This window comes from Parapedobacter flavus (assembly GCF_035818675.1).
Lineage (GTDB): Bacteria > Bacteroidota > Bacteroidia > Sphingobacteriales > Sphingobacteriaceae > Parapedobacter > Parapedobacter flavus.
The window spans coordinates 73536-99249 of the sequence record NZ_JAYKZZ010000004.1 but is presented as its reverse complement, the minus strand read 5'-3'; the positions used below and the strand labels follow the sequence as shown (position 1 = coordinate 99249).

At 48.1% G+C, this 25714-nt stretch carries 28 protein-coding genes; 14 read left to right on the top strand and 14 right to left on the bottom strand.

Translation table 11 applies throughout. The features are described from left to right. Window positions 1–6: 6 nt before the first annotated feature. The 4 genes from U9S71_RS03955 (at window position 7) to U9S71_RS03940 (ending at window position 3009) form a co-directional block, all read left to right on the top strand. Entirely contained in the window at window positions 7–975 is a 969-nt protein-coding gene (locus tag U9S71_RS03955; RefSeq protein ID WP_326325425.1) for a hypothetical protein, read from the top strand. A 200-nt stretch (window positions 976–1175) separates the two neighbouring features. Further along, window positions 1176–1331 (top strand): hypothetical protein, encoded by a 156-nt coding sequence (locus U9S71_RS03950; protein ID WP_326325424.1) that lies wholly within the window; start codon window positions 1176–1178, stop codon window positions 1329–1331. Between the two features lie 54 nt (window positions 1332–1385). Next, window positions 1386–2429, top strand: a complete 1044-nt coding sequence (locus U9S71_RS03945) for a hypothetical protein (protein WP_326325423.1) — start codon at window positions 1386–1388, stop codon at window positions 2427–2429. Beyond that, the gene (locus tag U9S71_RS03940; RefSeq protein ID WP_326325421.1) at window positions 2395–3009 is read left to right on the top strand and encodes a hypothetical protein; all 615 of its coding nucleotides are present in this window, start codon (window positions 2395–2397) and stop codon (window positions 3007–3009) included. Before U9S71_RS03945 ends, U9S71_RS03940 begins: the two co-directional genes overlap by 35 nt. Before the next feature lie 61 nt (window positions 3010–3070). Here U9S71_RS03940 and U9S71_RS03935 read toward each other — a convergent pair whose 3' ends face one another. Together U9S71_RS03935 and U9S71_RS03930 are read right to left on the bottom strand one after the other, a co-directional pair. Beyond that, the gene (locus U9S71_RS03935) at window positions 3071–4546 is read right to left on the bottom strand and encodes a SusD/RagB family nutrient-binding outer membrane lipoprotein (protein ID WP_326325420.1); all 1476 of its coding nucleotides are present in this window, start codon (window positions 4544–4546) and stop codon (window positions 3071–3073) included. Window positions 4547–4557: 11 nt separating this feature from the next. Beyond that, complete coding sequence (locus tag U9S71_RS03930; RefSeq protein ID WP_326325419.1) at window positions 4558–7770, bottom strand: SusC/RagA family TonB-linked outer membrane protein; 3213 nt, start codon at window positions 7768–7770, stop codon at window positions 4558–4560. Between the two features lie 462 nt (window positions 7771–8232). On the opposite strand from U9S71_RS03930, the gene U9S71_RS03925 reads away from it, so the two are divergent. Then, entirely contained in the window at window positions 8233–8502 is a 270-nt protein-coding gene (locus U9S71_RS03925) for a hypothetical protein (RefSeq protein WP_326325418.1), read from the top strand. On the opposite strand, the gene U9S71_RS03920 is transcribed toward U9S71_RS03925, so the two are convergent. From U9S71_RS03920 to lepA, 5 genes are all read right to left on the bottom strand, one after another. Next, the gene (locus U9S71_RS03920) at window positions 8495–9763 is read right to left on the bottom strand and encodes a sensor histidine kinase (RefSeq protein WP_326325416.1); all 1269 of its coding nucleotides are present in this window, start codon (window positions 9761–9763) and stop codon (window positions 8495–8497) included. The genes U9S71_RS03925 and U9S71_RS03920 overlap by 8 nt on opposite strands. Further along, window positions 9764–10438, bottom strand: a complete 675-nt coding sequence (locus U9S71_RS03915) for a response regulator transcription factor (protein WP_326325414.1) — start codon at window positions 10436–10438, stop codon at window positions 9764–9766. It lies immediately after the preceding gene. A 78-nt stretch (window positions 10439–10516) separates the two neighbouring features. Then, window positions 10517–10891 (bottom strand): hypothetical protein, encoded by a 375-nt coding sequence (locus U9S71_RS03910; protein ID WP_326325412.1) that lies wholly within the window; start codon window positions 10889–10891, stop codon window positions 10517–10519. Window positions 10892–10938: 47 nt separating this feature from the next. Beyond that, window positions 10939–11817, bottom strand: coding sequence for a bifunctional 5,10-methylenetetrahydrofolate dehydrogenase/5,10-methenyltetrahydrofolate cyclohydrolase (locus U9S71_RS03905; RefSeq protein ID WP_326325410.1), 879 nt, complete (start codon window positions 11815–11817; stop codon window positions 10939–10941). Between the two features lie 133 nt (window positions 11818–11950). Beyond that, window positions 11951–13741, bottom strand: a complete 1791-nt coding sequence (lepA, locus tag U9S71_RS03900; RefSeq protein ID WP_326325770.1) for a translation elongation factor 4 — start codon at window positions 13739–13741, stop codon at window positions 11951–11953. 46 nt (window positions 13742–13787) lie between these two features. Here lepA and U9S71_RS03895 point away from each other — a divergent pair, with 46 nt between their 5' ends. Then, on the top strand, window positions 13788–13988 hold the full coding sequence (locus U9S71_RS03895) for a hypothetical protein (RefSeq protein WP_326325409.1): 201 nt from the start codon (window positions 13788–13790) through the stop codon (window positions 13986–13988). A 9-nt stretch (window positions 13989–13997) separates the two neighbouring features. Here the strand turns inward: U9S71_RS03895 and U9S71_RS03890 are convergent, their stop codons facing one another. From U9S71_RS03890 to U9S71_RS03880, 3 genes are read right to left on the bottom strand one after another with little or no spacing between them, the layout of a single operon-like run. Then, entirely contained in the window at window positions 13998–14849 is an 852-nt protein-coding gene (locus tag U9S71_RS03890; protein WP_326325408.1) for a T9SS type A sorting domain-containing protein, read from the bottom strand. Continuing rightward, complete coding sequence (locus U9S71_RS03885; protein WP_326325406.1) at window positions 14836–16506, bottom strand: M4 family metallopeptidase; 1671 nt, start codon at window positions 16504–16506, stop codon at window positions 14836–14838. The genes U9S71_RS03890 and U9S71_RS03885 overlap by 14 nt, the downstream gene beginning before the upstream one ends. Then, a complete protein-coding gene (locus U9S71_RS03880) occupies window positions 16506–17519 on the bottom strand; it encodes a WD40/YVTN/BNR-like repeat-containing protein (protein ID WP_326325405.1) in 1014 nt (337 codons plus the stop codon). Before U9S71_RS03880 ends, U9S71_RS03885 begins: the two co-directional genes overlap by 1 nt. Window positions 17520–17735: 216 nt before the next feature. On the opposite strand from U9S71_RS03880, the gene porV reads away from it, so the two are divergent. After that, the gene (gene porV, locus U9S71_RS03875) at window positions 17736–18863 is read left to right on the top strand and encodes a type IX secretion system outer membrane channel protein PorV (RefSeq protein WP_326325403.1); all 1128 of its coding nucleotides are present in this window, start codon (window positions 17736–17738) and stop codon (window positions 18861–18863) included. A 138-nt stretch (window positions 18864–19001) separates the two neighbouring features. Here porV and U9S71_RS20975 read toward each other — a convergent pair whose 3' ends face one another. The 4 genes from U9S71_RS20975 to U9S71_RS03860 all read right to left on the bottom strand — a co-directional run bounded on the left by U9S71_RS20975 (window position 19002) and on the right by U9S71_RS03860 (window position 20664). Beyond that, window positions 19002–19160, bottom strand: a complete 159-nt coding sequence (locus U9S71_RS20975; RefSeq protein WP_436410303.1) for a type II toxin-antitoxin system YafQ family toxin — start codon at window positions 19158–19160, stop codon at window positions 19002–19004. Between the two features lie 48 nt (window positions 19161–19208). Further along, a complete protein-coding gene (locus U9S71_RS03870; protein ID WP_326325402.1) occupies window positions 19209–19463 on the bottom strand; it encodes a ribbon-helix-helix domain-containing protein in 255 nt (84 codons plus the stop codon). Window positions 19464–19601: 138 nt separating this feature from the next. Continuing rightward, window positions 19602–20066 (bottom strand): T9SS type A sorting domain-containing protein, encoded by a 465-nt coding sequence (locus U9S71_RS03865; RefSeq protein ID WP_326325401.1) that lies wholly within the window; start codon window positions 20064–20066, stop codon window positions 19602–19604. A gap of 70 nt (window positions 20067–20136) precedes the next feature. Next, a complete protein-coding gene (locus U9S71_RS03860; protein ID WP_326325400.1) occupies window positions 20137–20664 on the bottom strand; it encodes a hypothetical protein in 528 nt (175 codons plus the stop codon). 381 nt (window positions 20665–21045) lie between these two features. On the opposite strand from U9S71_RS03860, the gene U9S71_RS03855 reads away from it, so the two are divergent. The 7 genes from U9S71_RS03855 (at window position 21046) to U9S71_RS03825 (ending at window position 25660) form a co-directional block, all read left to right on the top strand. Continuing rightward, window positions 21046–21264 (top strand): DUF8507 family protein, encoded by a 219-nt coding sequence (locus tag U9S71_RS03855; RefSeq protein WP_326325398.1) that lies wholly within the window; start codon window positions 21046–21048, stop codon window positions 21262–21264. Then, the gene (locus U9S71_RS03850; RefSeq protein ID WP_326325397.1) at window positions 21261–21677 is read left to right on the top strand and encodes a putative toxin-antitoxin system toxin component, PIN family; all 417 of its coding nucleotides are present in this window, start codon (window positions 21261–21263) and stop codon (window positions 21675–21677) included. The genes U9S71_RS03855 and U9S71_RS03850 overlap by 4 nt, the downstream gene beginning before the upstream one ends. A 150-nt stretch (window positions 21678–21827) precedes the next feature. After that, a complete protein-coding gene (locus U9S71_RS03845) occupies window positions 21828–22808 on the top strand; it encodes a GlxA family transcriptional regulator (protein ID WP_326325396.1) in 981 nt (326 codons plus the stop codon). Window positions 22809–22825: 17 nt separating this feature from the next. Beyond that, entirely contained in the window at window positions 22826–23365 is a 540-nt protein-coding gene (locus U9S71_RS03840) for a hypothetical protein (protein WP_326325395.1), read from the top strand. A gap of 123 nt (window positions 23366–23488) precedes the next feature. Next, window positions 23489–24034: an OmpA family protein gene (locus U9S71_RS03835; protein ID WP_326325393.1), complete on the top strand. Its 546-nt coding sequence runs from the start codon at window positions 23489–23491 to the stop codon at window positions 24032–24034. 4 nt (window positions 24035–24038) lie between these two features. Next, entirely contained in the window at window positions 24039–25217 is a 1179-nt protein-coding gene (locus U9S71_RS03830) for an AIR synthase related protein (protein WP_326325391.1), read from the top strand. After that, window positions 25217–25660, top strand: coding sequence for an ATP-dependent zinc protease family protein (locus U9S71_RS03825; protein WP_326325390.1), 444 nt, complete (start codon window positions 25217–25219; stop codon window positions 25658–25660). Before U9S71_RS03830 ends, U9S71_RS03825 begins: the two co-directional genes overlap by 1 nt. Window positions 25661–25714: the final 54 nt, after the last annotated feature.

Here is a 25714-nt window from a genome sequence, read left to right as displayed (position 1 = left end):
AGAATTATGCGAACATTCATTATTAAGCTAACATTCACCTGTTGCTGTTTCGGGAGTATGCTGGACTCCTTCGCGCAAAAGCAACAGATACAATACGTTATGCTGGACATGCTCGATAGTCTGGACAAACAGAGTAAGTGGAACAGTTTAAACCAATATACGCTGAAAACCGGTGAGCTGTATGGTGTGGACGAAACCATTGAAATGTATAATTTCTATCTTGGGGGTACCCTTATCCTGTTTTCCGTGCTACCAGATTTCACTAGTGATGAGAACTGGAGTGCCGTAGCGTTAGAGGATATCCGCGATGTCGCTATAAACGACAAAGAAGGACTCTATGAGGCCATGAAAGCATACATGACCGGTTCAAACCAGGCTAAGGAAACAAAAACAGCTCTATTTAGGTTGGTGAGGCGGGAAGGCGGAAAGTATTTCAAAAGCAATTTTTGCCTGACGGAGTTTTTCTACGTGGTGCATTATTCCTCACGGTTCAATGCGCCTTATGGCACGCTCAATACCGGCCAGGAACTGATGACCATCAAAGAGATGAAACGGGTATTTGAAGAAGGGAAGGAGTTCCCGGCCCCGAGGACACTGCCTTTCCCCCTTGATGTAAGAGGAGCGGCTGACAACACCTCCCTAGATAATCCTCCCGATACTTATTTGGAAAATTGGTGGATAGTGGAGCGGCAATATCTCTCCAATGAATTTGAGATAAACGGCGAAAAAGCCTACCAGTTCTGGTCGTTTACGGACTGGCGCGGGTCAGACAACCTGAAGCTCCACCGGGGTGTGGACCGTTTTATCTATATACCCAACAAGGGAATCGTTGCGGGGTCGTATGATTTCTGGTTTTTGTTTTTTGACTCATGGAATAACCCTCCTATAGAAAGAAAACGGAACAATAAGACCAAGGAAGAGTTGTGGCAGAATGTACTGGAAGAAAAAGTGATGCTCGCCGAGGAACTGAAATGAAAAACGGATGAAAACCGATATCCGTTTGAATTCAGAAGTATGCTTCTAACAAGAGCGAGCGGCGACATCCTCTTGCAATTCCCGGCACAATTCTGTATAATTGCATCACTAGCACCAATTGATTGCATCATATGAATAAACTTTACCCCCCCCCGCAGAAAAACGGAAGCGCTCACCGCTTAGTTAAAACCCTAATCACGATGTCTGTCGTTGCATTGTTGGTCGGATCCTGTGCCAAGGATGAAGCCGTCGTTGACGCGCAGCCCGATGAACGGGAGCCTATCGCAGCCGCACGGTTTGCCTTTGAAAACAAACGCGGAGGCCGTGCGGATGGCAATACCACCGGTTCCCCGTAAAAACGGGGTAACCTCGCTTGGGAGGAAGCCTTAACCACCCACGGAAAGCAGACCATGTACGTGTTCGTCCCCATCCGGACCGAAGAAACCTACTACGCCGGGGAACCCGGCGGGCGGCAACACCCGATAACTGCCCGGCTCCGGGCTTCCAGCACCGGCGGGAAATGGGCGTTCGACCTGGTGCTTTACATCCCCGAGGGCAATGGCTGGGAAGCATCCGGGGGATTCACCGGAACAGCCACCGCCGAACCGTGGTTTGGTGGCCGCAACCGGATGGCCCACTTCTACGACGGTAGGCTACTGGCCAATGGCCACGGACCCCATGGCCGTATCACCAAGCTGATGGGGACAACCTGCTACACCACAACGGTATCAGCCTATGTAAACGGTATGCTAAACACCACCTATACATCCACCACGTGCATCGGGTCGGGTGGCCCCGGCCCCGACGATGGGTGGGGGCCGCTGCCCGAACCGGACCCCAGAATAGGCAATGAGGATGATGGAAGTGGAGACATGAATTACAGAACTGCGGAAATACATAATGACTTGACCAACCCATGCTTGAAAGATTTACTGAACGAAATACTGGACAAACAATTTATCAACCGCATCGGTGCCATCTTGGAAGAGTTCGATATTTCTGAAATTGTAAGCCTCGATTTTACGGATACAAATCCACTTCCCAGTGATAGGATGGGACAATATAACGACTTAGCTAGTACAGATGGAAGGTTCCAAATCGATTTGAATAAAAATCAATTGCCAAATTCTTCGAAAGAATATGCGACTGTCGTCGTCTTCCATGAAACTATTCACGCTTACTTGGCAAAAAACAATATTGATATCAACTTTCAGCACCAAGAGATGTTCTTAAAATATAGAACTACGATATCAGATGCTTTAGTACAAATGTACGGAACAAACCAACAATTAGCTGATGATTTAGCCTTTGCTGGGTTAACTGTTCGACATGAAAATTATGACTGGTGGGATTGGTACATGACAACAATTCCACAAAACAAAAAAAATAGAATTATGAACACAATAAATGATCATCAAAATGGAACCCAAGGCACAGCATTATGCAATCCATAAATGGATAATTCCTTTTTTAGTATTCCTTATATTGTCTAATGGCGTGGTAGGCCAAACCGTTTCCAGTCTGGAAATAGCTGAAAGCGGTTTAGACAATCAGAAAGTGGACCGGATCCATCGTGAAATAGATAGCTTGTTCTGGGTTTCGACGGGCGGCTATCTTAACGTCAACCCCCCTCAACACTTCCTGTTCAGCATTAAATTCGAATTGGGTGCCACCGAGGAAATTGTCAATATTATGCCCAGTAAGAATATGGATGCTGTGTTTGAAAAAAGTATTGACTCCCTACGTGCCCTCACAAGGAGAAATTTGTTTGTTGGTTCGGGGATTGGGGAGAAGTCTGTCATTATTCCGGTATTTATCTTCGTAACGAGTAAACCAGATTATCGGAAATCACTTTTCAGAATTAAGGAAATATGGAGTTATGACAATATAAACGAATTGCCTGTAAATGCTGTGATTTTGCCACCAATACACGGAGCTTCCTCAAAAGCGCATGTTACCCTAAAAATTGACGAAAGTGAATTAGATAATACGCCGAATAAATTGCATAAAAGTCTCCCCAGGAGCAACAATTGAGCGAATTAAAAAAAGGCCGTCTCAATTGAAACGGCCTCATTAAGATTAACCAACCAATTAATTATTCATTATCCCACCATACGGGGATAACCATTGCTTGTTGGTAACCTGCGGGGATATCCGATGGAATATTCGCGGGGTTGTACTGCCTTTCGGAAGAAGGATAAGGTAACCGGAGCGGAATGATGTCCAATTCCGGTGCAATTTCCAACGTAGTCGATCCCGGATACAATTCCTCATTGATAGGTAATTCCGGATAGCCTGTTCTTCTGAAATCGTTGTACGACTCGAATTGCAAGTAGTTAGCGATATACTTTTGCGTCATGATCTGCTCATACGCCTCGTCAGCATTAGCACTTAATCCGTTTGCAGCTAAATAGTCCGCGTAATCCGATATACCATAGAAGTCCATCGAAGCGGCAACACCAGCTTCATAAGCTTCCGTCACCGCACCGGTAACTGTCTTGCCTGCCTTTAGGAACTCGGCCTCAGCACGGATAAAAGGCACCTCTGCATACACGAGCCAATACAATGATGCATCAGCAGCACTATAAAAGCTATGGATAGCCGAATAGTTAGCTACCGCCGTAGGTGCTGAATTATTGGTTACACCAAGATACATACCGGCGTTGTCACCCTCGGGTACTTTGCTCACCTGGTATTCAATACGGGGGTCGTCCGTATCCAACAACATATTCACGTAGTATAACGAAGGGCGGTCTCTATCATCCCATTTACCATCAATCGCAAATTGATACCATGGGTTTTCAGCACCTGGAGAATTCACATATGCATAAGTCGGTATTTCTTCCGCCGTTATCGCTCCTGCATTCAGGGCTTGCAACGCCAAATCTGCTTGTGTTGCGGCGTCATACCCAGGGGCATTTGAAAGCCTCAGATAGAACCGGGCCTTTAACGTACGGGCCAAATGCTGCCAGCTATCCATAGCACCCCCGTAAACGAAATCATCCGCTCCCGGTACAAGGCCAACTCCTCTACCAGCCTCGTCAATGGCCTCGTCCAATAGTACCTGGATCTGATTGTATATCTCCTCTTGCGTATCATACGTTGGTTTGATGACACCTTCGACACCATTAAAAGCATCAGAAAAGGGTGCATCGCCGTAGAAATCGGTAACCATCGACATATTCCACGCTAACAAGATTTTCGCTATTGCACTATAATTGTAATTCTCGTTAGTAGTGGCCTGAGCAATCAAAACCTTGCAATTTTGCATAACGTCTATATAGGAAAACGACGTCCAAAAGTTATTCGCATCATTTGCCGTAAGGCGGTAGTGCCCTTCGTGGGGGCCAGGTACCGCTCTCGCTAAATGCTTTGTCCAGAGACTACTTGTGCGAACTGGCCAGCCACCGATCACCTCATAAGAGAAGTTCGACAGAACAGCTGGCAATATTAAGTCCTCGCCCACTTCTGAAGGAGCGTTCGGATCAATATTGATATCCAGCTTATCGTTACATCCCTGAAGGGAGACCGCCGATATCAATATTCCAATGATTATATATTTAAATTTCATGATAAGCAATATTAAAATCTAACATTCAGACCGAAAGTTACGCCTCTTGTACCAGGGGTAACCGCATGGTAAAATCCTTGAGCATTTCCAGAACCGAAAAGACTGCCTTCCGGGTCGAGGTAGCTAAAGTCCGATTTTATCCATAGGTTTCTGCCAGTAACCGAAATACCAACGTCCTCAAACGGTGTTTTTGCGATTACCTTCTCGGGGAGTTGATAGCTTAGTGTCACTTCACGCAACTTAATAAAGCTGCCATCCTCTACCAGCTCTTCCATCGATGTGGTATAAAACGATTGGAAGTAATCCTGATCTTGTAAGACGGGCGTTGTATTAGGCTGGCCATCTGAAGCCCGAACACCCTTCCAGGTCTTATAGGTGTTCCTTTGTTCTGTAACTTCCGCCGTACCATAGAAGGTGGTATAGTAGGCATCAAAATTGAAAATATCACCTCCCTGACGAGTATCAACCAATGCAGACAAAGAAAGTCCTTTGTACCTGAACGTGTTTCTAATACCTCCTACCCAGTCTGGTGTTACGTTACCTATTGGTCCTAACTCATCGGCTGGCATCGGATAACCGTCATCATCGATAAGTAGGTCCCCGTTGTCATTACGCTTCCAACCTAAAGACCAAATTACGCCATAACCGTGATCTTTATCAGCACGGATTTGGGGATCGGTGAATCCGCCTAAGAAAATATTGTCAACACCTTCAGCAATCGACTTCAATGTATAGCGGTTTCTCGAAAAGTTCACCAACACATCCCACGAAAAATTATCCGTGCGCACGGGAGAACCACTGACGATCAACTCAATACCTTTGTTTGAAATCTCACCAGCGTTGATAACGCGTGAGCCGAAGCCGCTGGAACCAGCAATTTCCTGTTGGAGGATTTGCTTATCGCTCACCTTGTCGTAATAAGAAAATTCGACACCTAACCGATTTTTAAAGAACCGCAAATCAGCACCTACTTCCATTTCAGTTACCATTTCAGGCGTCAACATATTACTAGCCATCAATGACGAAAGTTGGAATGCATTTACCCCTTGGAATGGAAATATAATATCCCCTCTGGTACCGTCTCCTGGGTTTGCCTGAGCGAATGTTTGAGTCGTTAGATAAGGACTAGCATCGTTTCCTGCTTGGGCATAAGAGAGCCGTAATTTACCATAAGAGAAATATGGATTGTCTTGCAAATCAAGCAATTCGGTAAACACCCAGCTCAATGAGGCAGACGGATAGAAAAAGGAGTTATTACCTTTTGGCAGTGTAGACGACCAGTCATTTCTAGCTGTTAAGTTTAAAAACAGGTAGTTTTTATAATCTAACGTTCCCGAAGCATATAAGCCTACTATCCGCCTACGAGAATCTCCTTGAAATGCTTGTTGTGTTGCGGCATTTGAGATATCAAAGAAGCCGGGAATATTTAGATTCAGCCCCCGCACACCCCTACGGGTGAACTTCCTATCGTTATAGTTCGTACCAACCAATGCCGAGAATGAGAGATCATCGTTAATATCGCTGGCAGCTGATAAGATTAAATCGTTGTTTATCTGGCTACTCTTAATTAACGTTGAAAACATCCGACCATTTGTTGTACCCTTAGTTCCGATGTCCACGTGTTCGGACGACTCATCGGTATAGGTATCCAACCCTATTCTGTTAGTTAATTTCAGCCAAGGAAGAATATCGAAGTTCAATTCGTTAGAAGCAATTATCCGATCTACGATACTTGGCATCGCATTATTCTCAACCAACCAATACGGATTATTAAAGCCCGTGGCAGATGTAGCAGGAGATTGCCAAGAGAGATTGCCATGCTCATCGTACATTTCCTTACTATCAAATGTTATGGGGGCGAAATTCAGACCATAAAGGAATGATCTAGCGTTATTACCTTCTGCAAACCTATTATTTCGCGAATTCGTATAACTCACCGACGTGCTTGAACTGAATTTTTCACTCAACTGTGTCGTCATATTCCCAGAAAGGCTATTCTTCTTGAAATAGTTATTGGGAACAACGCCTGTCTGGTCTAAGTTTGTATACGTTAAAATATAACTGGACTTCTCGCCACCGCCACTGATGGAGAGGGAATTTGTCCAAACGCCCGCGGTTTGATAAAAATCCTTGCGTGGATCAATAGTACGCGGCACACCGCCTAACGCATCTATAACAGCTTGGCTTACTGAGTCTTTATGCGGACCCCAGCTCGTAGTACCTTGCGGACTTCCATCCGGATCCTCATTGTAGCCACCAAGACTAGCAGGCAACCCATTGCGGAACAATGGTGTTGTTCCTCCCGCAGGTGTCAAACCTAAATGATAGGATGTTTGATACCCTTCAGTTATCGCATTGTCATATGCTAAGTTGGATGAAAACGAAATCCGAGGATACTTCCGGTTTGCGTCTCTTACACCTTTCTTCGTGGTAATCAAAACAACGCCGAATGCGCCGCGGGACCCATAAAGGGCACTAGCTGCCGCACCTTTAAGTACCGATATGTTCTCGATAATGTTTGGATCGATATCGACTGCACGATTCGCACCAGCTCCATTGAACAAGATGCTTTCGGATGTTTCGCCTCTATTCACCGAGTTGTCGATAGGAATCCCATCAATAACGAATAAAGGTTGATTCTCTCCGGTTAAAGATGAATTGCCACGAATAACAATACGGGAAGAGGAACCGGCCTGACCACCAGAGTTGTTAATTTGGACACCGGCGATCTTTCCTGCTAAGGCATTTACGACATTCGGCTCCCTGGAATTAACGATATCTTGCGATTTAACATCTTGTACCGAGTAACCCAATGAACGTTTCTCCCGTTGAATACCTAATGCTGTGACCACGACTTCACTTAAATTGGTGGCATCCACTTGCAATACCACGTCAAGAACATTTGACGATGAAATGGCGACATCTTGATTCAGATATCCGATGTATCTGAACGTAAGAGAACCCGTGCCATCTGGCACACTAATGGAATACATACCGTCCGCGTCGGTCGTTGTCCCCAATGTAGAGCCTGTTACTACAACAGAGACCCCAGCAAGCGGCTCATCGCTGTCTGACGATGTCACCGTACCGCTGATTCTCCTGTCTTGGGCATACGCCGATCCGATCAGCAGTATCCCCAACATAAAGAAACATAGTAATTTTTGTTTCATGCGTTTGTGAATTTGGTTAAAAAATAAAAATTTGAAAAATAGTAATTGTGCCAAGCCTCATTGCTATTGGGCTTGACACCATTAAAAAACCACGGCAGCTATTCGCCGGGCTTGATAATAAGTGAATAAAATCTTAATTGAAACAGTGCCGTTACTACTGTCGCTATGGAACGGGGGGCAGCTTGTTTCTCTCTGAACATCGTTTTCACGTTAACCTCAGATGATTCGCAACCATTTCAAACCGCAACGATGGTACCGTTGTTCGTTAATATCCCCATTAAATCAATATGATTTATTAAGCAGATGATTTATACAAAATAAATCAGGGAAAGAATACCAATCAGTGCGTGCTTAAAGTAGTGCTTTTATGTGTGACTAATTCTATCGCTGCGCCAAAAATACGATGTTTCGCTATATAATCAAATTATTATCTCTGAAAATGTTAAAAAATGTTAATGTTGCCGGGGTATATTCCATAAAGATTTTGTTACTTTGGTGGTGAAATTTTAAAAGGCCATGCGTGCAAAAACCATCTCCATCATCGTATTGACCGTACTGGTTACGGTTATTCTTATGAAAAACATGGACGAAGTCAACTTCTGGATATTCGGCACGCGGTCTGTCCCCAAACTCGCCGTGCTGGGCACCATGTTCTTTATCGGTGCGGTTGTGGGTTTTTTGATTGGCCGGCCCAAAAAGAAAGTTGAGGTCGACGAGGAATATGATGTGGAGGAGGAAGAGGCAAATAAACCCCTAAACCAAGACGACAACGATTACATCAACTAGGCAACCGGAAGGTAAACCGATGCATCCCCCCTTCGTACCGATAGGACAAATCGGCACGATGCAGCTGGGTAATGGCCTTCGCTACAGCTAAGCCGAGGCCGGTAGACGAGGAACTCTCTGATGCCCGATAAAACCGGGCGAACATCTTGTCGGCATCCAACGGCTGCGCCGGTCCGGTATTCGCTATCTCGAACCCATCGGTGGTAATAGCGATCCGGATATGGCCACCCTCATGGTTATGGACGACGGCGTTTTTCAATAGGTTCGTAATCAGTATATCCGCCAAATCGGTGTTGAAAAACCGTTTCAAAGCGGCTTCCTCGATGATTTCCACATCGATATCGCGGTACTGGAGCAATTCGGAAAAGTCATCGGCCTGCTGCCGCAACCGGGCATTGAAATCGAGCTGCTCCGCCGCGGCGAATTGCCGGTTTTCAATTTTCGAAAGCAAAAGCAGCGATTTGTTGAGCCGCGTCATACGCTCCAGGTAGTGGATAGCGTTGGCAAGCTGCTGCGCATCGTCGCCGCGCGATTGTTCAAGTAGTAATTCAAGCTTGTTGATGGCGATGGCCAAAGGCGTCTGCAACTCGTGCGATGCGTTCTCAATGAACTGCTTCTGCTGTTGGAAAACGGCAATATTGGCCTTCAGCAGTTCGGCAACGGTTTGGTTCATGTCTTGAAACTCCGTGACCTTGGTCTGTGGTGGGTTGAATGTCTTGTCCTCACCCAATTTAAACGCCCGCAACTCGTGTTGCAACTGATAAAACGGGCGCCAAATTTTGCGGAGCACGCGGTTGTTGATAATAAATGCACTGGCAATCACCGCCACATACAGCCATAGCAGTGCGTGGAGCAGATCGCCCACCAAATCCTCGCCTTCCACCATCGACGTAATGATCTTCAATTCGTAGTAATGGTTATCCGAAGTTGAAAAATAGGTGGTGAGCATGCGTACCACCTCATCGTCTTCCTCATATTCCATGTACATGGCTGTATCGCGGAACTCTTCCGTGGCCTGCAGGGCCAGCTCGCGCGAAATGGGCCGTATGGCGTAATTGCTCTCATCAAAACGGTTCTTTTGAAGGAGGGTAGAATCGCGGGTTGCCTTTTTGATGATGAGCATCTTGTAGTTTTCGAGCCCATCGTCGATGCTGTCATAGACCTCATCCATCATGCTGAAATAGAAAACCACCGCCCAGATACTCAAAATGAACACCAGCGAGGCAGATAAATACAGCAACGTATGGTTGAGCAGCTTCATCTACACGGTAAGCTTATACCCCACCCCGTATATGGCTTGTATTTCGAGGTTGGCACCATGGCTTTTGAGCTTCTTGCGGAGGTTCTTGATCTGGGAGTAAATGAAATCGAAATTATCGGCATTGTCCATGTGGTCGCCCCATACGTGTTCGGCCAACGCCGATTTGTAAATGAGCCGGTTTTTATTGACCACGAAAAAGGCCAGGATATCAAATTCCTTTCGGTTGAGGTGCACGTCTGTACCGTCTACACCCAATGTGCGGGCGTCGAAGTCGAGTTCCATGTTGTTCAGCCGAACCACATTGGCGCCGCCCAATGCCTTGCGGCGTATCACGGCCTTGATGCGTGCGTTGAGCTCGGCCAGGTGGAACGGTTTCGTCAGGTAATCGTCGGCCCCGAGCTCAAGACCCTCGAGTTTATCGTCCAACGAATCTTTGGCCGAAATGATGATCACATTATCGCGCTTCTGCTTCGATTTCAGGGTCCTCAGGAGATTGAGGCCATTACCATCGGGCAGGCCGACATCAAGCAGGATGCAGTCGTAATCATAAAGCGATATTTTCTCGGTAGCCGTTTGGAAATCGGGGGCAAGCTCTACGATATACTGTTCCTTGCTCAGGAATTGGGCAATGTTATCGCGCAATCCTTTTTCGTCTTCAACAATAAGCAACTTCATCTCCGGGTAATTTGTGAGCAACAAAGATACCGCGAAAATCTGTAAAAAAGCTGAACCACGAAAAAAGAGAAGCTACCGCTAATCCTTCTTTTTCAACTCGTCCTTCACGTCTTTCGCGGCCTCACTCACTTCCTTACCTACTTTTTTTGCCGCGTTCTTTACATCCTTTGCTGCTGCTTTCGACGCTTCCGTCACTTCTTCTTTCGCGCGCTTCACACCGGCCTTCACGCCGTCTTTGGCCTCTTGGAAAGTAGATTTGACACTATCGCCGGCTTGTTCCGCGCTATCCAACACCGCATCAACCTGTTCACCGATGCTGTGGTCATGCCCTTCGTGGCTGTGGTCGTGTTCCGCGTGGTCATGGCTGTAGGCAGCATCCCCACCCGTTTGGTTGTTGCAGGCTGCAAAAGTCAATGCCCCGGCAAACAGCGCTATTTGTGCTAATTTGTTCATCTGTATAAATTTTAAATGAGCGATCGAATGCAATAGTTGTACCAAAATCAATATACGCTGCCCCTGGCGGCTTCCAGCGTATTCTTCAAGAGGCCAACGATGGTCATCAGGCCCACGCCACCCGGAACCGGTGTGATCCACGACGATTTGGGGGCCACGTGTTCGAAATCCACATCGCCATATAGTTTGTAACCGGATTTGGTTAAGCTACTCGCTTCGCGGTTGATGCCGACATCGATGACGATGGCACCCTCCCTCACCATATCGGCGGTAATGAAATGCTTTTTCCCGATGGCCGCCACCACGATATCCGCCCGCAGCACCTCTTCCCGGATGTTCTTCGTTCTGCTATGGGTCAGCGTTACCGTACAATTGCCCGGTGTGGTATTGCGTGCTAACAGGATACTCATGGGGCTTCCCACGATGTTGCTACGGCCCACTACCACGGCATGCTTGCCCGTGGTATCGATGCCATAGTGCTCCAGCATCAGCATAATGCCGTAAGGGGTAGCAGGGATAAAGCAGGGCAGGTTGCGCTGCATGCGGCCCAGGTTGATCGGGTGGAAACCATCCACGTCTTTCCGGTAGTCGATCGCCTCGGTAACGCGATCAGGATCGATATGCTTGGGGAGTGGCAGCTGTACAATAAGCCCATCTACACCGGGGTCGGCATTGAGTTCCGTGATCTTCGCGATAAGCTCCGCCTCCGTAATGCTCTCATCGTAGTGGATATTGGTCGACTCGAAGCCCACCAGCTCGCAATTGCGCATCTTGCTGGCCACGTACGTTTCACTCGCGCCGTCGCTGCCAACTAAAATGGCCACCAAATGTGGCCTTCGCCCCGCTGACGCCAGAAATGCCGCCGCTTCCTGTTTGATATCTTCCTTAATCTTCGCTGATACCAGCTTTCCGTCAAGTAGTTGCATATTTAAGTAGTTAGTAGATAGTAGTTAGTAGTTAGCTTTCGCTAGCGTCCTATAAACTTACTATTCAATTTTCAGCATTAGTAAAGCATGCAAAGGAATCTAAATACTCAGTACTAAATACTCAGTACTCACGTCAATCCAATTTCAATACCGCCATGAATGCCGACTGTGGTATTTCCACGTTGCCTACCTGGCGCATGCGCTTTTTTCCTTTCTTCTGTTTTTCCAGCAGCTTACGCTTACGGGAGATGTCGCCACCATAGCATTTCGATGTAACGTCCTTACGTAGTGCGCGGATATTCTCGCGGGCAATGACCTTGGCGCCGATCGATGCCTGGATCGCTATTTCAAACTGCTGCCGGGGCAATAGCTCTTTGAGTTTCTCGCAGATTTTCTTTCCGAAGTCATACGAATTGCTGCGGTGGATGAGCGACGACAGTGCATCGACCGGCTCGCCGTTCAGGCGAATGTCCAGCTTAACCAAATCCGACTGGCGGTAGCCGATCTGATGGTAATCAAACGAGGCATACCCTTTGGATATTGTTTTCAGCTTGTCATAGAAGTCAAACACGATTTCACCCATGGGCATCTCAAACACCAGCTCCACCCGGTCGGACGTAAGGTACGACTGGTCGACGATGACCCCGCGCTTCTGGATACACAGCGACATCACTGGCCCAACAAATTCGGCCTTCGTGATGATATTTGCCTTGATATAAGGCTCTTCAACAAACTCCAGCTTGCTCGAATCGGGCAGGTCAGACGGATTGTGCACAATTACTTCTTCGTTGTTCTTGGTCAGGTAGGCTTTATAGGATACGTTAGGCACCGTGGTAATCACGGTCATATCAAACTCCCGCTCCAACCGTTCCTGAATGATTTCCATGTGCAGCATGCCCAGAAAACCACAACGGAAACCGAACCCGAGCGCCGCCGACGACTCCGGCTCGAAAACCAACGATGCATCGTTGAGCTGCAGGCGGTGCATGCTCTCGCGGAGCTCTTCGTAGTCTTCGGTATCTACCGGGTAGATGCCCGCAAATACCATGGGTTTCACTTCTTCAAAGCCCCTGATGGCTTCCTTACTCGGACGGGCAGTGTGGGTAATGGTATCACCCACTTTCACTTCGCGCGCTTCCTTGATGCCGGAAATGATATAGCCCACATCGCCCGTTCGGATAACCTCTTTGGGTAGCTGGGTGAGCTTAAGCGTGCCGATCTCGTCGGCGATGTATTCTTTGCCGGTAGCAATGAACTTCACCTTCTCCCCTTTGCGGATTTCACCATTCTCCACCTTAAAATATGCCATGATGCCGCGGAACGAGTTGAACACGGAATCGAATATCAGCGCCTGCAAGGGTGCTTCCGGGTCGCCCACGGGTGCCGGCACACGTTCAACAATGGCATTGAGGATGTCCAGCACCCCGAGCCCGGTTTTACCCGATGCGGGAATGATGTCTTCCCGCTTGCCGCCGATCAACTCGACGATCTGGTCTTTCACCTCTTCGGGCATAGCCCCCGGCAGGTCCATCTTATTCAACACCGGGATGATCTCGAGGTCGTGCTCGATCGCCAAATATAAATTGGAGATGGTCTGCGCCTGGATACCCTGGGAGGCATCGACAATGAGCAACGCCCCTTCGCAGGCGGCGATGGAACGCGATACCTCATACGAGAAATCGACGTGCCCGGGCGTGTCGATGAGATTCAACACATATTCCTGGCCATCCTTGATGTAATTCATCTGGATGGCGTGGCTCTTTATGGTAATGCCCCGCTCGCGCTCCAAATCCATGTTATCCAACAGTTGGGCCTGGGCCTGCCGCTGGGTGATGGTGTTGGTGTACTCCAATAAGCGGTCGGCCAGGGTACTCTTTCCGTGGTCTATGTGCGCAATGATACAAAAATTGCGGATGTGCTGCATACAAATCGACTTCAAGCGGCAAAGATAGGTTTTTTGGCAGGATATTTTGGATAGCAATGATATTTTGCAAGGCAATTGGATTTCAGTTCATCCCTTGGCTGAGCATCTGGCCGATGACGTCAGCCCGTCGCATCTCTCCGGGCGCGGCGACTATTATCACACCTGCACGCAGAACGATAACTTGGGCCACAACCCGTTACGCAATACGCTGCAATACGCCGTGTTCGGCCTGCACTATGGAAGGTGAGGGATTACCTCAATGCCGGATGACAACCTGCCGTTTCTCGACCTCACCGTCTTTGTGGATATGGACGAAATACGTGCCCTCGGGTAGACCCGCCGTTTCAAACTGTATTTTACCATCTTTGCTTTCACCATGCCGGTGCTGACGGCCGGAACCATCATAGAGGATGGCGGTGAATACGGTCGATTGGTTCCTCCGCTGTGCTTGTCCGGAAGCGCCGTCATCTCCCACCGATATAGTAAGGGTCTCGTTGGCGGGATTTGGGAAAACAGTAAACGGTTGGGGGGATTGTACCTGGCAAAAGATAGATCTGGTTTTGGTCACACCGCAAACCTCAAATTCTACTTCGACCCATCCAGACCACGTGCCAACTTGAACCTGTAAACTCTTGGTGCCCTGACCATCAAAAACGGACCATCCGGATGGCAGTGTCCATTGGATATTTGAAATGGGAGGGGATCCGGGCTCCGTGATTAATTTTAGAATCCACATCATGCCTGGAGTCAGCACCGGATTATTGCCGATATAAGCATAACTTTCCGGATAGTTAGCCGCTACTTTTTTTACGACGTTCATTTCCCCGCAAGCCGTAGAAACCTCCGCGATGATCTCTATCATGGCATCCAGGGCAGTGGAAACTGTAGCTGAATTACCGCTGCCGGTAATCGTAACGGATGACGGAACAACACTCCACCCAGTTACGGCGGCCCCAGGCGGCAGGTTGGTAACTGTGTACGTTGTCGTGTTGCAGAACTGGTCAGGGCCGGTGATCGATATTCCGAGCCTATCTGAATATGCGCTTCCTACACCGACAGCATACCACGCATCAATGACCGACTTCAGTTCACAGCTATTTATCTCCAAATAAATCTACTGTAGCTTGAATAGTAGCTACCCGCATGTCGGAATAATTAGAAGTAGGCGTGAGATAGTTTGTTTCGGCTCTATAGACAATTCTTGAAGCGTCCGTAACATTAATGCCTGTGACGCTATATGAACTGGTGATATCATTTGTACCTGACCCTCCATTGACTAATAAATAAAACCAGAAATTACCAACGCCACTGTTAACGTGGACTCCGCAATTATCATTATTCTCGTCGGGAATGCAGCCCGTAGTATTAAACCAAAAAGTTCCCGTATAGGTGTCCGGTTGATTAGAATCATTCGGGTCAATCATCGATCTAAAAGCACCTCCAGCTCCAACAATATCTTCACCGAGCAACCAAGTCTGTTTTCCCGTTGTACTATGCTGCTCTACACAGGCCGCCCAAATATCCGATAAGCTCTCATTCAGCGCTCCGGGTTCCTTTTCGTAAACCAAGCCCGTTCCCGTACTCCCTATCGAGGTATTGCACACACCATGACCTATTTCATGGGCAATGACATCCAAACTTACCGTGGGTCCAAAAAATAATCCATCACCATAAAACATTGCGGAATATGTGCTACTCCAAAATGCGTTATCCATATCGACAATCACAGACGGGTTATTCGGATTCCTTGTTCTAACGTGTACATAGTTAGTAATCGTCCCTCCATTGTCATCATAGCTATTTCTATTGTGTATACTATTAAAGTAATCAATAGTCATCTCTGCTCCCCAATGAACATCCAGCGCGGCGTCGTCCATATTTGCATTATTATGCTCACCGTCTGTCCAATTATTGTTGTTATCTACGAAATCTACCGCATTAGGTAAGTTTGTCGTGAAATCGGAAACATAGTAGGCTGGTGCTTGTTGGTAATTGAGTGTGTTGATTGAGGTTGTACCGTTCCGGGAGCCTTCTCTCAATCTGAATCCCCCAGTAAAGGAATCCCCAATGATATTCCTAGTCCCCGAATACCGCGTATTTGCCGTTCCGGGCGAATTCGCATCCATTATAAGCGGATGGGTATAAACTTTTTGCCCACTGTGACAGTCAATATAAGCAAGATAGTCACCTCTTGTGTTATCTGACGCCATATTCACCTTATAACAAAGGTGAAAAACATCATCACCCCTTTCTATAATAACGATTTCGTACGGCCTAAGTTCTTTTTGGTTAAATGCCAAGAGCCCTGGTTTAATTTCACCGATTTCATATTTGTTAATATCTTCAGACTTAATAAAGGTTTCGATGGCATTTTCAAAAGTTAACCTTGGAACAATGTCAAATGAAGCCGGAACAGGACTAAAATCTCCATTTGCAGCATACAGTCTTTTGTCTTTATCGCGATGAATGATATATTCCTGAAACTCCACGACAATTCCCTTATAATATTGTTGATATTTTTCATGGGTCCTCCCCATTCTATCCACAGTCGATTTGTATAAAATGAAATCCGTCTCTTTGCTGGCCTTTAATAGTTGTTTAAGGAATATCTTCGAATCCTGTACCTCGCTAAGTTTGCTGTTTTCGGGGATTACAACAAACTTAACAATACCATTTGAAGTGGAATCAATGACAACCATGGACTCCTGGGCAAAAACCCAGCAAGCGAACAATAACGCTAATAAAGTAACAATAATTCTTTTCATTATTTCAGGTTTATAATCAAAATGCGCCCATCTCGTGAGAGGAACAATATTTTCTGGTTTGATATCGCAAGACCCTTGAAATTATAGCTTTCGCCTCCGTCATCTTGAAATACGATGGTTTTAGTCTTTAAATCTAATGGGCTTCGATAGATGCGAGATGCACCCGTGCTATAGTAAATGTCTGGCCCTTGGCGTACGGACACAAAATATGAGCCTTCGGACGATACTTCGCCAGCTAATTGCCAGTTCAGCCCTCCGTCGATAGTGCGGTAAAGATTACCACCATAGGTAAACGCATAACCATTTTGCTCATCCATGAATTTAAGGTCCGTGGGCCCGCTGGGCATATCCGGGAGGCGCACCCATGTTTCGCCCCCATCGATGGTCTTTATAAGCGTTCCAACACTATACGGTGGGCAATCGGAACCGCAATAAACCATATCCATTCCGTAAGCATATCCAATCGTTTTATTAGCAAACATCTTCACACCAATATTTCCTCCCGGTTTTTCAGGTTGGTAGACCGATGCCCATGTTTTACCCAGGTCACTGCTACTAATAATCCCACCGGACAACGTGACAAAAATTCGGTCATTGTGGTAAAGCACATCGGTGTAGGGCAAGGTCTGATCAGCGCTAAGCAGGCTATTCCAAGTGCTTCCCCCATCGGTACTTATGCAGACCCCACAACGGTCTCGCGTATTGAAGGTGGCAAAAACAGTATCCCTGGTATGGGCATATACACTTCTTAAATTGATAGCTACCGAACCATCTATTGAAATAGGAACCCCATGCCAATTAATACCGCCATCCGTGGTTTTCAGTATGAGTGAACTGGCGTATTTGGGTGAAAACGCGGTGGTGATAAACCCCGTATGTTCGTCAGCAAAGCTTATGGCAGTTGGTTTGGTATCCAGTAGAAGATTGATCTCATCTGTTGAAAAAGGACGCGTGTCTTGTTCTTTTTGACACGCCACAGCTAAAAAAACCAAAATAACACTGATAATTCTCATAACATATAAGTTTAATTGTTGAACGGCTAAAAACGACAGGTATCGGCTCGTAAATGTTAGTATCAGCTAAATTAGCCTTTTGGATCAAATTATCCAACGATTCGTTAGATTTATTGATTGGACGTATCTCATTGCCAGAACGCTACACTCGGCCAACATTTGGATTTCGGTTCCGATAAAGTTACCTTTACGGTGTACCCGTAACAGCTACTAACCATGCGGTCGCGTCTCTTTTTATTTGCCTGTTCTGTGCTCTGCCCAATACTGGGTTACCCCCAGCCCATCCGTACCGATGGCGGCCGGCACAGCAACGTGCGCATCGCCGCACCTTTCCTGCTTATCGCACCCGATGCACGGGCTGCCGGAATGGGCGATGCGGGCGTGGCCACGTTACCCGGCTCCCATGCCATGCACTGGAACGCCGCCAAGTATGCTTTCGCGCCCCGCCAGGCGGGTGTCGGCCTTTCCTTCACCCCCTGGCTCAAACAGCTGGCCGATGACATCAGCCTGTCGCACCTTTCGGGCTATGCCAAGCTGGGCGGCAGGCAGGCCGTGGCGGCCTCCTTCAGATACTTCTCCCTCGGCGAGGTCCGCTTCGCCGATGCGCAGGGAAACGAATACCTCCAATACCGGGCGTTCGAGGCCGCCCTAGATGCAGCGTACATCCTGAAACTATCGGACCAATCGGCCCTGGCCACTACGTTCCGCTACATCCATTCGGGCATCGGGGCGGGCGATTACCTCACCGGCGAGGCGTTCCCAGGCAGGGCCATCGCGTTCGATATCGGCTGGTACGGCCGCAAGCCCGTCGCCCCGCATGCCATGGATGCCGACCTGGCCTTCGGCGTACAGCTATCCAATCTCGGCACGCGGATGCAATACGGCGCGAGCGAGCATTTCCTGCCCATGAACCTGCGCGTGGGGTCGGCGTATACCCAGTATTCAGGTGTCGGCCGCCTTACCGTCGCCCTCGACCTCAACAAGCTGCTGGTGCCCACCGAGCCGGAGCGCGACGCCGATGGCCGTATTATCCGGGGGAAGGAACCCAGCCGTTCGGTATTCGGTGCGGTGGTGGGTTCGTTTGCCGATGCGCCGGGCGGGTTGGCGGAAGAACTCAGCGAGGTACGGGTATCAACGGGTATCGAATGGGCGCCCAGCGACCTTTTCGCCCTGCGTGGCGGCTACTACCACACCAGCGCCCGGAAGGACAACCTGAGGTATTTCACTGCGGGGCTGGGGCTGGCGTTCGACGGGCTGGGAATAGACCTGGCCTACCTCGTCTCCGCGCAACGCCACAACCCGTTACGCGAAACGCTACGTTTCGGACTGCATTACGGATGGTAAAGGCTTTGGTCGTTAGCTCCATGCCGGGCGATCAACTGTTGCTTTTTGACCCGATTGAAAAGGAGTATTAGCTAAGATGCTGCCCATTCATCATTTCTGAACTTGCCCTTGCTGTATATCTTGTTTAAGTTTCCAATATTAAAACAGTTCCGAATGGCTTCCTACCCTAATTAGGTGTATTTCATTAACCGGATTATCTTCCTGTTCCCATATCAGCAATAGGTCTGGGAAAATATGGCATTCCCATGCCCCTTTGTAATTACCGACCAAGGTATGTGGCTTCATTTTTTTTGGGATGGCCTCTGCTCTTGAACCTACCGGAAAAGGTTAGGTTGTACACTGCCATCAATCAGCCATCAAATCGTCCAACAGATCTTTTGAATTGCTGTACCTTTTCAACGAGGGTCTTTCCTGTCTTGCTTCCTCAATGGCCCGCTTTGTTTCTTCGTTCGGCTCGTGGAAACGGGTAGCGTCGGCCAGTACCGTTTCGATGAAATTGTTTACGCTCCTGTTTTCTCTTTTTGCTAGCTTTTCAATGTAATCGTACAACGCTCTATCCAGCCTTAAAGAAGTTGACTTTTTTAAACTTGTTGTATTCATAATGACATTGTTTTAAATACAAAGTAAGATAAATTTTCTCTCGTGTGCAAGTACCTCGCCTCTACGCAAGTTACAACCCGCTACGGAATACGCTGCGTTTCGGCCTGCATTACGGGTGGTAAGGGCTTTCGTCGTGCCTCAATGCCGGCTGACAACCTGCCGTTTTTCGACCTCACCGCCTTTGTGGATATGGACGAAATAGGTGCCCTCGGGTAGGTTACCCGTGTCGAATTGTATGGCGCCGTCCTTGCTTTCGCCCTGCCGGTGCTGCCGCCCGGAACCGTCATAGACGATGGCGGTGAATACGGTCGGTTGGTTCTTCTGCTGTGCCTGCCCGGAAGCGCCGTCATCTCCCACCGATATGGTAAGCGTTTCGTTTGCCGGGTTGGGGAATACCCGAATGTCCGAATTTAAAAAGTTGCAATTTTCGACCTGCACCATTAAATAGGCGGATTGACTCCAGCCGCATGCATTCCGTGTGCGGACCTTTATGTTTGCGAAACCGGGAGAGGTCCCGACGATTTGGGCGGTATGTTCGTAGGTTCCGATGATGTTGATGTTGGTGGACGTTGTCGACCATTCCCATTCCAGTATGCCCCGCAACGACGGCTCCTGCCGGCATGATACAAAAAATTAGGATAATTCTTTTCATAACTGCAATCAGGTTTCGCGTTTAGTCGATTTCAAAATTAATCGAATATTTTTCATCTATAGTGAAAGATTCATTGTCATAGGTAAAATTGAAAGGTCCTTCTATGGTTGTTCGATAACTGCCTGGAGAAAGTGGGTCATTTTTACTAATAAGGCAGAATGGGAGGCAGCAATTGTCTTGCGGAGGAGTCCAGGGGATTTCGAAACGATACTCGCTGTTTGGTGAGATGACAAATTGCATACCGTCAAATGAACAGAAAACATTCTGATAAGGTTTGCCGACGGAAATAAGCCCTTCTTGAGAATCGATTCTAAACACCTTAAAAAAAATTTCACCTACGAAAGTAGGGTCAAAATTTATAGGCGATGACGAATTATTTCGGATTACGAAAAGAAACCGAAAATTCTCACCTTCCTTGAAAGTTGTTGATGGCTCCCCGTCCTCTTTAAGCAAATTGAACGCCATTTCGATGGGTTGGTTTGCTTCTTTCTTTTCGCACGCCATTTGTATACAAAGCAATAGCGTGTAAAGGATAATAGAAAGTCTCATAGTTTTAACAAATGAAATTAATTTTCAGTTATTGGCTAAAAACGACAGGTATCGGCTCGTAATTGTTAGTATCAGCTAAGTTAGCCTTTTGTATTCAATTTTCCAACGAGTCGTTGGGTTTATTGGATGAACGTATCTCAGCCCCAGAACGCTACACCCCGGCCAACATTTGGAAATCGGTTCCGATAAAGCTACCTTTACGGTGTATCCATAACAGCTGCTAACCATGCGATCGTATTTCGTTTTGTGCCGTTCCATGCTTTGCCTAGTGCGACCACCTATCCACATCGCCCATGCAAGGAATCGGCAATCATTGCATATAATAGTAATTTTGATTAATTTCGCATCAAGCAATATTGCTTGATATTTGCAAAGAAAGCCATGGCTACGGCATTGAATAATACCCAACTTGAAATTCTAAAACTGTTTAGTGAAGAACAATCCGAGCAGGAATTGAGCGAAATCAAGTCCCTCTTGATTGCCTATCTAGCTGACAGGGTGACCCGTGAAGCGGACCAAGCATTCGATGAAAAAGGCTATGCAAAGGAGATTTTCTCAAGCTGGAAGGCCGAACATTTTCGCAGCTCCCGCAATAGATGACCGTCGTTCTTGACTGCAATATCATCGTAATGAGTCTGACCTCTCGGTCCGCCTATCACCGAATATATCGGGCCTTAGTTAATGGTGATTTCAAAATAGCCGTTTCCAGTGAGATTATGCTGGAATATGAAGAAGTCATTGAACGGAAATACAATATCCGGACAGCCCGGGCATTTGTATCGCTGCTGAGAGAACTACCCAACGTACTGCATACTACAGTATATTTTAATTGGAAACTTATCGAAGGGGATACAGATGATAATAAGTATGTCGACTGCGCGATAGCCGCCCAGGCGGAGTACATCGTTACCCAGGACAAGCATTTCCATGTACTAAAACAGATTGCTTTTCCAAAAGTCCAAACTATTTCCATAGATACATTTCTCGGAAAGTGTGCTAATACAAATTGGTAAGGAGTACCCTTGGCGCTCTTTGCGTGAAAAACTCCGCGCTCTTTACGTGAAATATTCCACACCGTTAGGAAAGAAAAAATTTGTTTGGTAAAAAAGGAAAAGCGTACAACAAAAATCTATTACCTTTGAGATAGGAACAACACAAGCACCATGCAACTGGCTATTATTTTAACAAGCAAGTACCGATTGCTGAGCCTCGCAGCCATCGTCGATGTCTTTGAAACGGCCAACCGGCTCCTGCGGGAAGACGGAAAACCCCACGGCTACGAGATTTATTTTGCCGGCACCACGGATACCAAGGCTATTCCCGAAAGCGTCAGCCACATCCCCTATATGCCCATTACGGGCTCGCAGCGCTACGACATGATCTTCGTACCTGCTTTCGGATCGGTAGACCTGGCCCAAACGGTGGCGGAAAACAGCCGTTTTTTCCCCTGGCTGCACGAGCAATATGCCCGGGGAGCCACACTGGCCAGCAACTGTACCGGTGCCTTTCTATTGGGAGCATCAGGATTGCTCGATGACCGGCAAGCTACCACCCATGTAGACGCAGCCGATAAGCTGGCCACGTGTTTTCCCAAAATCAAGCTCATGCGGGATGCCGTGGTAACACACGACGCCAACATCTATACCAGCGGTGGCGCCACAAGCGGCTTCCACCTCATGCTGGCGCTGATACAGAAGCATTGCGGGCGCGAAATGGCCGTTCGCATGGCCAAAATGTTTTCTATTGATTTGGACCGCGAAAACCAATCATATTTCGGGCATTTCGCCCCGACCGAGGCGCACGACGACGAACTGGTGATGCGGTTGCAGAAAAAAATAAAGGCCGAGTTCAATGCAATCAGAAGTGTAGAGGAAGCCATCGTGGATATCCCGGCCAGCAGGCGCAATCTGGTGAGACGCTTTAAGCAGGCCACCGGGATGACCCCGATACGGTATTTGCAGCGCACAAAGATCGAGGCAGCCAAGAAATTACTTGAAAACACCGAAAAAGGGCTACTTGAAATCATGTTATCGGCCGGGTACAACGACATGAAGAACTTCAGGCAACTGTTTAAAGATACTACCGGAATGACCCCGAAGGCCTACCGGAACAAATTTGCCATGCGGTTCGACCCGATTATTTAACGCACAACGAACAAGAGATGATACGGATAGTGGCATGCTTCATCGTGGGAAGCTTCTTTACACTATGGGCCGAGGCCCAGATTAAGCCGGGCAAGGAGAAAATCGTGGTAAACCTCCCAACTGACTACCGGTGGAAAAGCAATAAAATACCGAAAGACACCAAAGGCATACGTGGCACAGCCTACACCATACGAGGTAGCGCTGCCGATGACGCCGCCGTGAAGCAGGTTACGGTTACCACGATAGATCGAAGATACTACCCCATGAAAGCCGAAGGCTCGCCCGAAGAAAAGTGGATATACGAGAAGTCCGGCTGTCCGGAAGCCACATTGGAAGTAGTCGACAAAAAGGTTGTGGATGGCCGCACCGCCATCCTGTACGCGATTAAATCCACGAAGATGCCCGATGCAGCATGCGGATCGGCCAACCTGATTACCTATGTGGTGGAAGGCCCTACAGCATTGCACACCGTCGAACTGACCATTCCCGAAGCGCAGTTTACGCCCGAAACATACAGAAAGTGGTGCGACGCCCTCTTGCAAAGCCATATTGAATAGTACCAAGGCACCATGCGAATCGCATTGGCACCATCATTGCGTAAAAACCCCGTGTGATGCATGGACACCATACGTTATAATTGATAGATATTTCCTATGTTTACACCAGCAAAATTATTCAATATGAAAACCATAAACAGCTGTTTAATAGCAGTATGCGCAAGTGCAATCGCCATCTCAACCCATAGCTGCAAGCCGAAACAGGTGGTTGTGCAGCCTGCGGCCGAAGTAGTAGAACGGGAAGCACCTGCCGAGCGTGTGGTCTCGGAAACCCCTAAAGAGGCTCCGAAAGAAGCGCCTACGACCGTAAAACCTGTAGCCACAACACCGCCGAACTACGATTTCAAGAACATCTTGTTTGAATACGATTCGCACGTACTGAAAACGAATTCTTATGCCATTCTCGATCATGTTTCGAGAGAAATGCGTAAAAACACCAATGCGGAGTTCATCATCGATGGGCATGCCTCGATCGAGGGAACTGCCGAATATAACATGGAGCTTTCCATTGATCGTGCGAACGCCGTGAAACTTTACCTCGTTAACTCGGGCATTCCCGCAGACAACCTTACGGTGAAAGGCTATGGCGCCACCCGGCCGGCTGCATCGAACGATACGGAGGCCGGACGTGCACAGAACCGGCGCGTGGAAATCAAGCATGTGGATTGAGGGAATGACGGAGCTTAAATACAACCAGCGGGGCGTATCCGCTGGAAAGGAGGATGTCCATAATGCCATAAAAGGCATCGATAAGGGATTATTTCCACAAGCTTTCTGTAAAATCATCCCCGATATATTGGGCGGGGATGAGGCGTGGTGTAACATCATGCACGCCGACGGTGCCGGAACCAAATCGTCGCTCGCCTATGTATACTGGAAGGAAACGGGCGATGCTTCCGTGTGGCGGGGTATCGCTCAGGATGCGATTGTGATGAACCTCGACGACTTACTGTGCGTGGGCGCCACAGACAACATCTTATTATCATCCACCATCGGCCGCAACAAAAACCTCATCCCGGGCGAAGTCATCGCAGCCATCATCAACGGTACAGAGGAGATTCTGGCCGAACTCCGCGAACTGGGTATCGGCATCCACGCTACCGGCGGGGAAACCGCCGACGTAGGTGATTTGGTGCGGACCGTCATTGTAGATAGCACCGTGACCTGCCGGATGAAGCGCGATGCCGTTATTTCGAACCACCGTATACAGGCGGGCGACGTCATCGTCGGATTGGCATCGTATGGCCAGGCCAGCTACGAACAATCGTATAATGGCGGCATGGGTTCCAACGGACTAACCTCCGCACGGCACGACGTATTCAACAAAACCATCGCAGAGCGGTTCCCCGAAAGTTACGACCCCGCGGTGCCTTACGGGTTGGTATTTGCCGGCAGTAAGGGTCTTGCCGACGCCATCGAAATCCCCGGCCATGGGCCGACCACTGTGGGGAAGCTGGTGCTCTCCCCTACGCGGACATACGCCCCCGTGATTAAACAGGTGCTCGACAACCACCGACCGCAGATACACGGCATGGTGCATTGCAGCGGCGGTGCGCAGACCAAGGTGCTGCACTTCATCGATAACCTCCATGTGATCAAAGACAACCTGTTCGACATGCCGCCCCTCTTCAAGCTCATCCAGGAAGAATCAGGCACCAGTTGGCAGGAAATGTATAAGGTGTTCAACATGGGGCACCGCATGGAACTGTATGTGCCGGAAACTATCGCTGGCGACATCATTCGCATCGCGGAAGGATTCGGTATTGCCGCGCAGGTGATCGGCCGCGTTGAAGCTGCCGCCACCAAGCAGGTGACCGTTAAATCGCAAGTCGGCGAATTTCATTATCATTAATGGCGAACAAGCTCAAAACCATCGGCTGGAAAGAGGTCGTAGACCTGCCAGATCTGGATATCTACGGCGTACCGGCGAAAGTTGACACCGGAGCACGGACTTCTGTGTTGCATTGCAGCCATATCCAGTTGATAAAAAAGGGACGTAAGCAGTTTGTCGAATTCCGGCCATTGGACGATTTCCGCCAGCCGCCCACCGTGACATACACCCTTCCGTTCCACAGCGAACGGAGGATAAAGAACTCGTTCGGGCAGGAAGAAAACCGGTACGTCATCAACACCACGGTTTCCCTGTTCGGTGAGCCGCACCCCATTGAAATCTCACTGCGCGACCGGTCGGGCATGGAGTTTCCGATGTTGCTCGGCCGCAGTTTCCTCCGGAAGAAGTTCATCGTCGATGTATCGCGGACAAACCTAGCTACCAAATCGACTAACCATAAGTAAATAACACCAAACAATCGGGCACCGTTATTGTTCCTACCCATCAGTAGTTTATTA

Excerpts from the sequence above, each read along its gene's own strand:
- U9S71_RS03955 (WP_326325425.1), top strand. The coding sequence starts at position 7 with ATGCGAACATTCATTATTAAGCTAACATTCACCTGTTGCTGTTTCGGG.
- U9S71_RS03950 (WP_326325424.1), top strand. The coding sequence starts at position 1,176 with ATGTCTGTCGTTGCATTGTTGGTCGGATCCTGTGCCAAGGATGAAGCC.
- U9S71_RS03945 (WP_326325423.1), top strand. The coding sequence starts at position 1,386 with ATGTACGTGTTCGTCCCCATCCGGACCGAAGAAACCTACTACGCCGGG.
- U9S71_RS03940 (WP_326325421.1), top strand. The coding sequence starts at position 2,395 with ATGGAACCCAAGGCACAGCATTATGCAATCCATAAATGGATAATTCCT.
- U9S71_RS03935 (WP_326325420.1), bottom strand. The coding sequence starts at position 4,546 with ATGAAATTTAAATATATAATCATTGGAATATTGATATCGGCGGTCTCC.
- U9S71_RS03925 (WP_326325418.1), top strand. The coding sequence starts at position 8,233 with ATGCGTGCAAAAACCATCTCCATCATCGTATTGACCGTACTGGTTACG.
- U9S71_RS03920 (WP_326325416.1), bottom strand. The coding sequence starts at position 9,763 with ATGAAGCTGCTCAACCATACGTTGCTGTATTTATCTGCCTCGCTGGTG.
- U9S71_RS03915 (WP_326325414.1), bottom strand. The coding sequence starts at position 10,438 with ATGAAGTTGCTTATTGTTGAAGACGAAAAAGGATTGCGCGATAACATT.
- U9S71_RS03910 (WP_326325412.1), bottom strand. The coding sequence starts at position 10,891 with ATGAACAAATTAGCACAAATAGCGCTGTTTGCCGGGGCATTGACTTTT.
- U9S71_RS03905 (WP_326325410.1), bottom strand. The coding sequence starts at position 11,817 with ATGCAACTACTTGACGGAAAGCTGGTATCAGCGAAGATTAAGGAAGAT.
- lepA (WP_326325770.1), bottom strand. The coding sequence starts at position 13,741 with ATGCAGCACATCCGCAATTTTTGTATCATTGCGCACATAGACCACGGA.
- U9S71_RS03885 (WP_326325406.1), bottom strand. The coding sequence starts at position 16,506 with ATGAAAAGAATTATTGTTACTTTATTAGCGTTATTGTTCGCTTGCTGG.
- U9S71_RS03880 (WP_326325405.1), bottom strand. The coding sequence starts at position 17,519 with ATGAGAATTATCAGTGTTATTTTGGTTTTTTTAGCTGTGGCGTGTCAA.
- porV (WP_326325403.1), top strand. The coding sequence starts at position 17,736 with ATGCGGTCGCGTCTCTTTTTATTTGCCTGTTCTGTGCTCTGCCCAATA.
- U9S71_RS03870 (WP_326325402.1), bottom strand. The coding sequence starts at position 19,463 with ATGAATACAACAAGTTTAAAAAAGTCAACTTCTTTAAGGCTGGATAGA.
- U9S71_RS03860 (WP_326325400.1), bottom strand. The coding sequence starts at position 20,664 with ATGAGACTTTCTATTATCCTTTACACGCTATTGCTTTGTATACAAATG.
- U9S71_RS03855 (WP_326325398.1), top strand. The coding sequence starts at position 21,046 with ATGGCTACGGCATTGAATAATACCCAACTTGAAATTCTAAAACTGTTT.
- U9S71_RS03850 (WP_326325397.1), top strand. The coding sequence starts at position 21,261 with ATGACCGTCGTTCTTGACTGCAATATCATCGTAATGAGTCTGACCTCT.
- U9S71_RS03845 (WP_326325396.1), top strand. The coding sequence starts at position 21,828 with ATGCAACTGGCTATTATTTTAACAAGCAAGTACCGATTGCTGAGCCTC.
- U9S71_RS03840 (WP_326325395.1), top strand. The coding sequence starts at position 22,826 with ATGATACGGATAGTGGCATGCTTCATCGTGGGAAGCTTCTTTACACTA.
- U9S71_RS03835 (WP_326325393.1), top strand. The coding sequence starts at position 23,489 with ATGAAAACCATAAACAGCTGTTTAATAGCAGTATGCGCAAGTGCAATC.
- U9S71_RS03830 (WP_326325391.1), top strand. The coding sequence starts at position 24,039 with ATGACGGAGCTTAAATACAACCAGCGGGGCGTATCCGCTGGAAAGGAG.
- U9S71_RS03825 (WP_326325390.1), top strand. The coding sequence starts at position 25,217 with ATGGCGAACAAGCTCAAAACCATCGGCTGGAAAGAGGTCGTAGACCTG.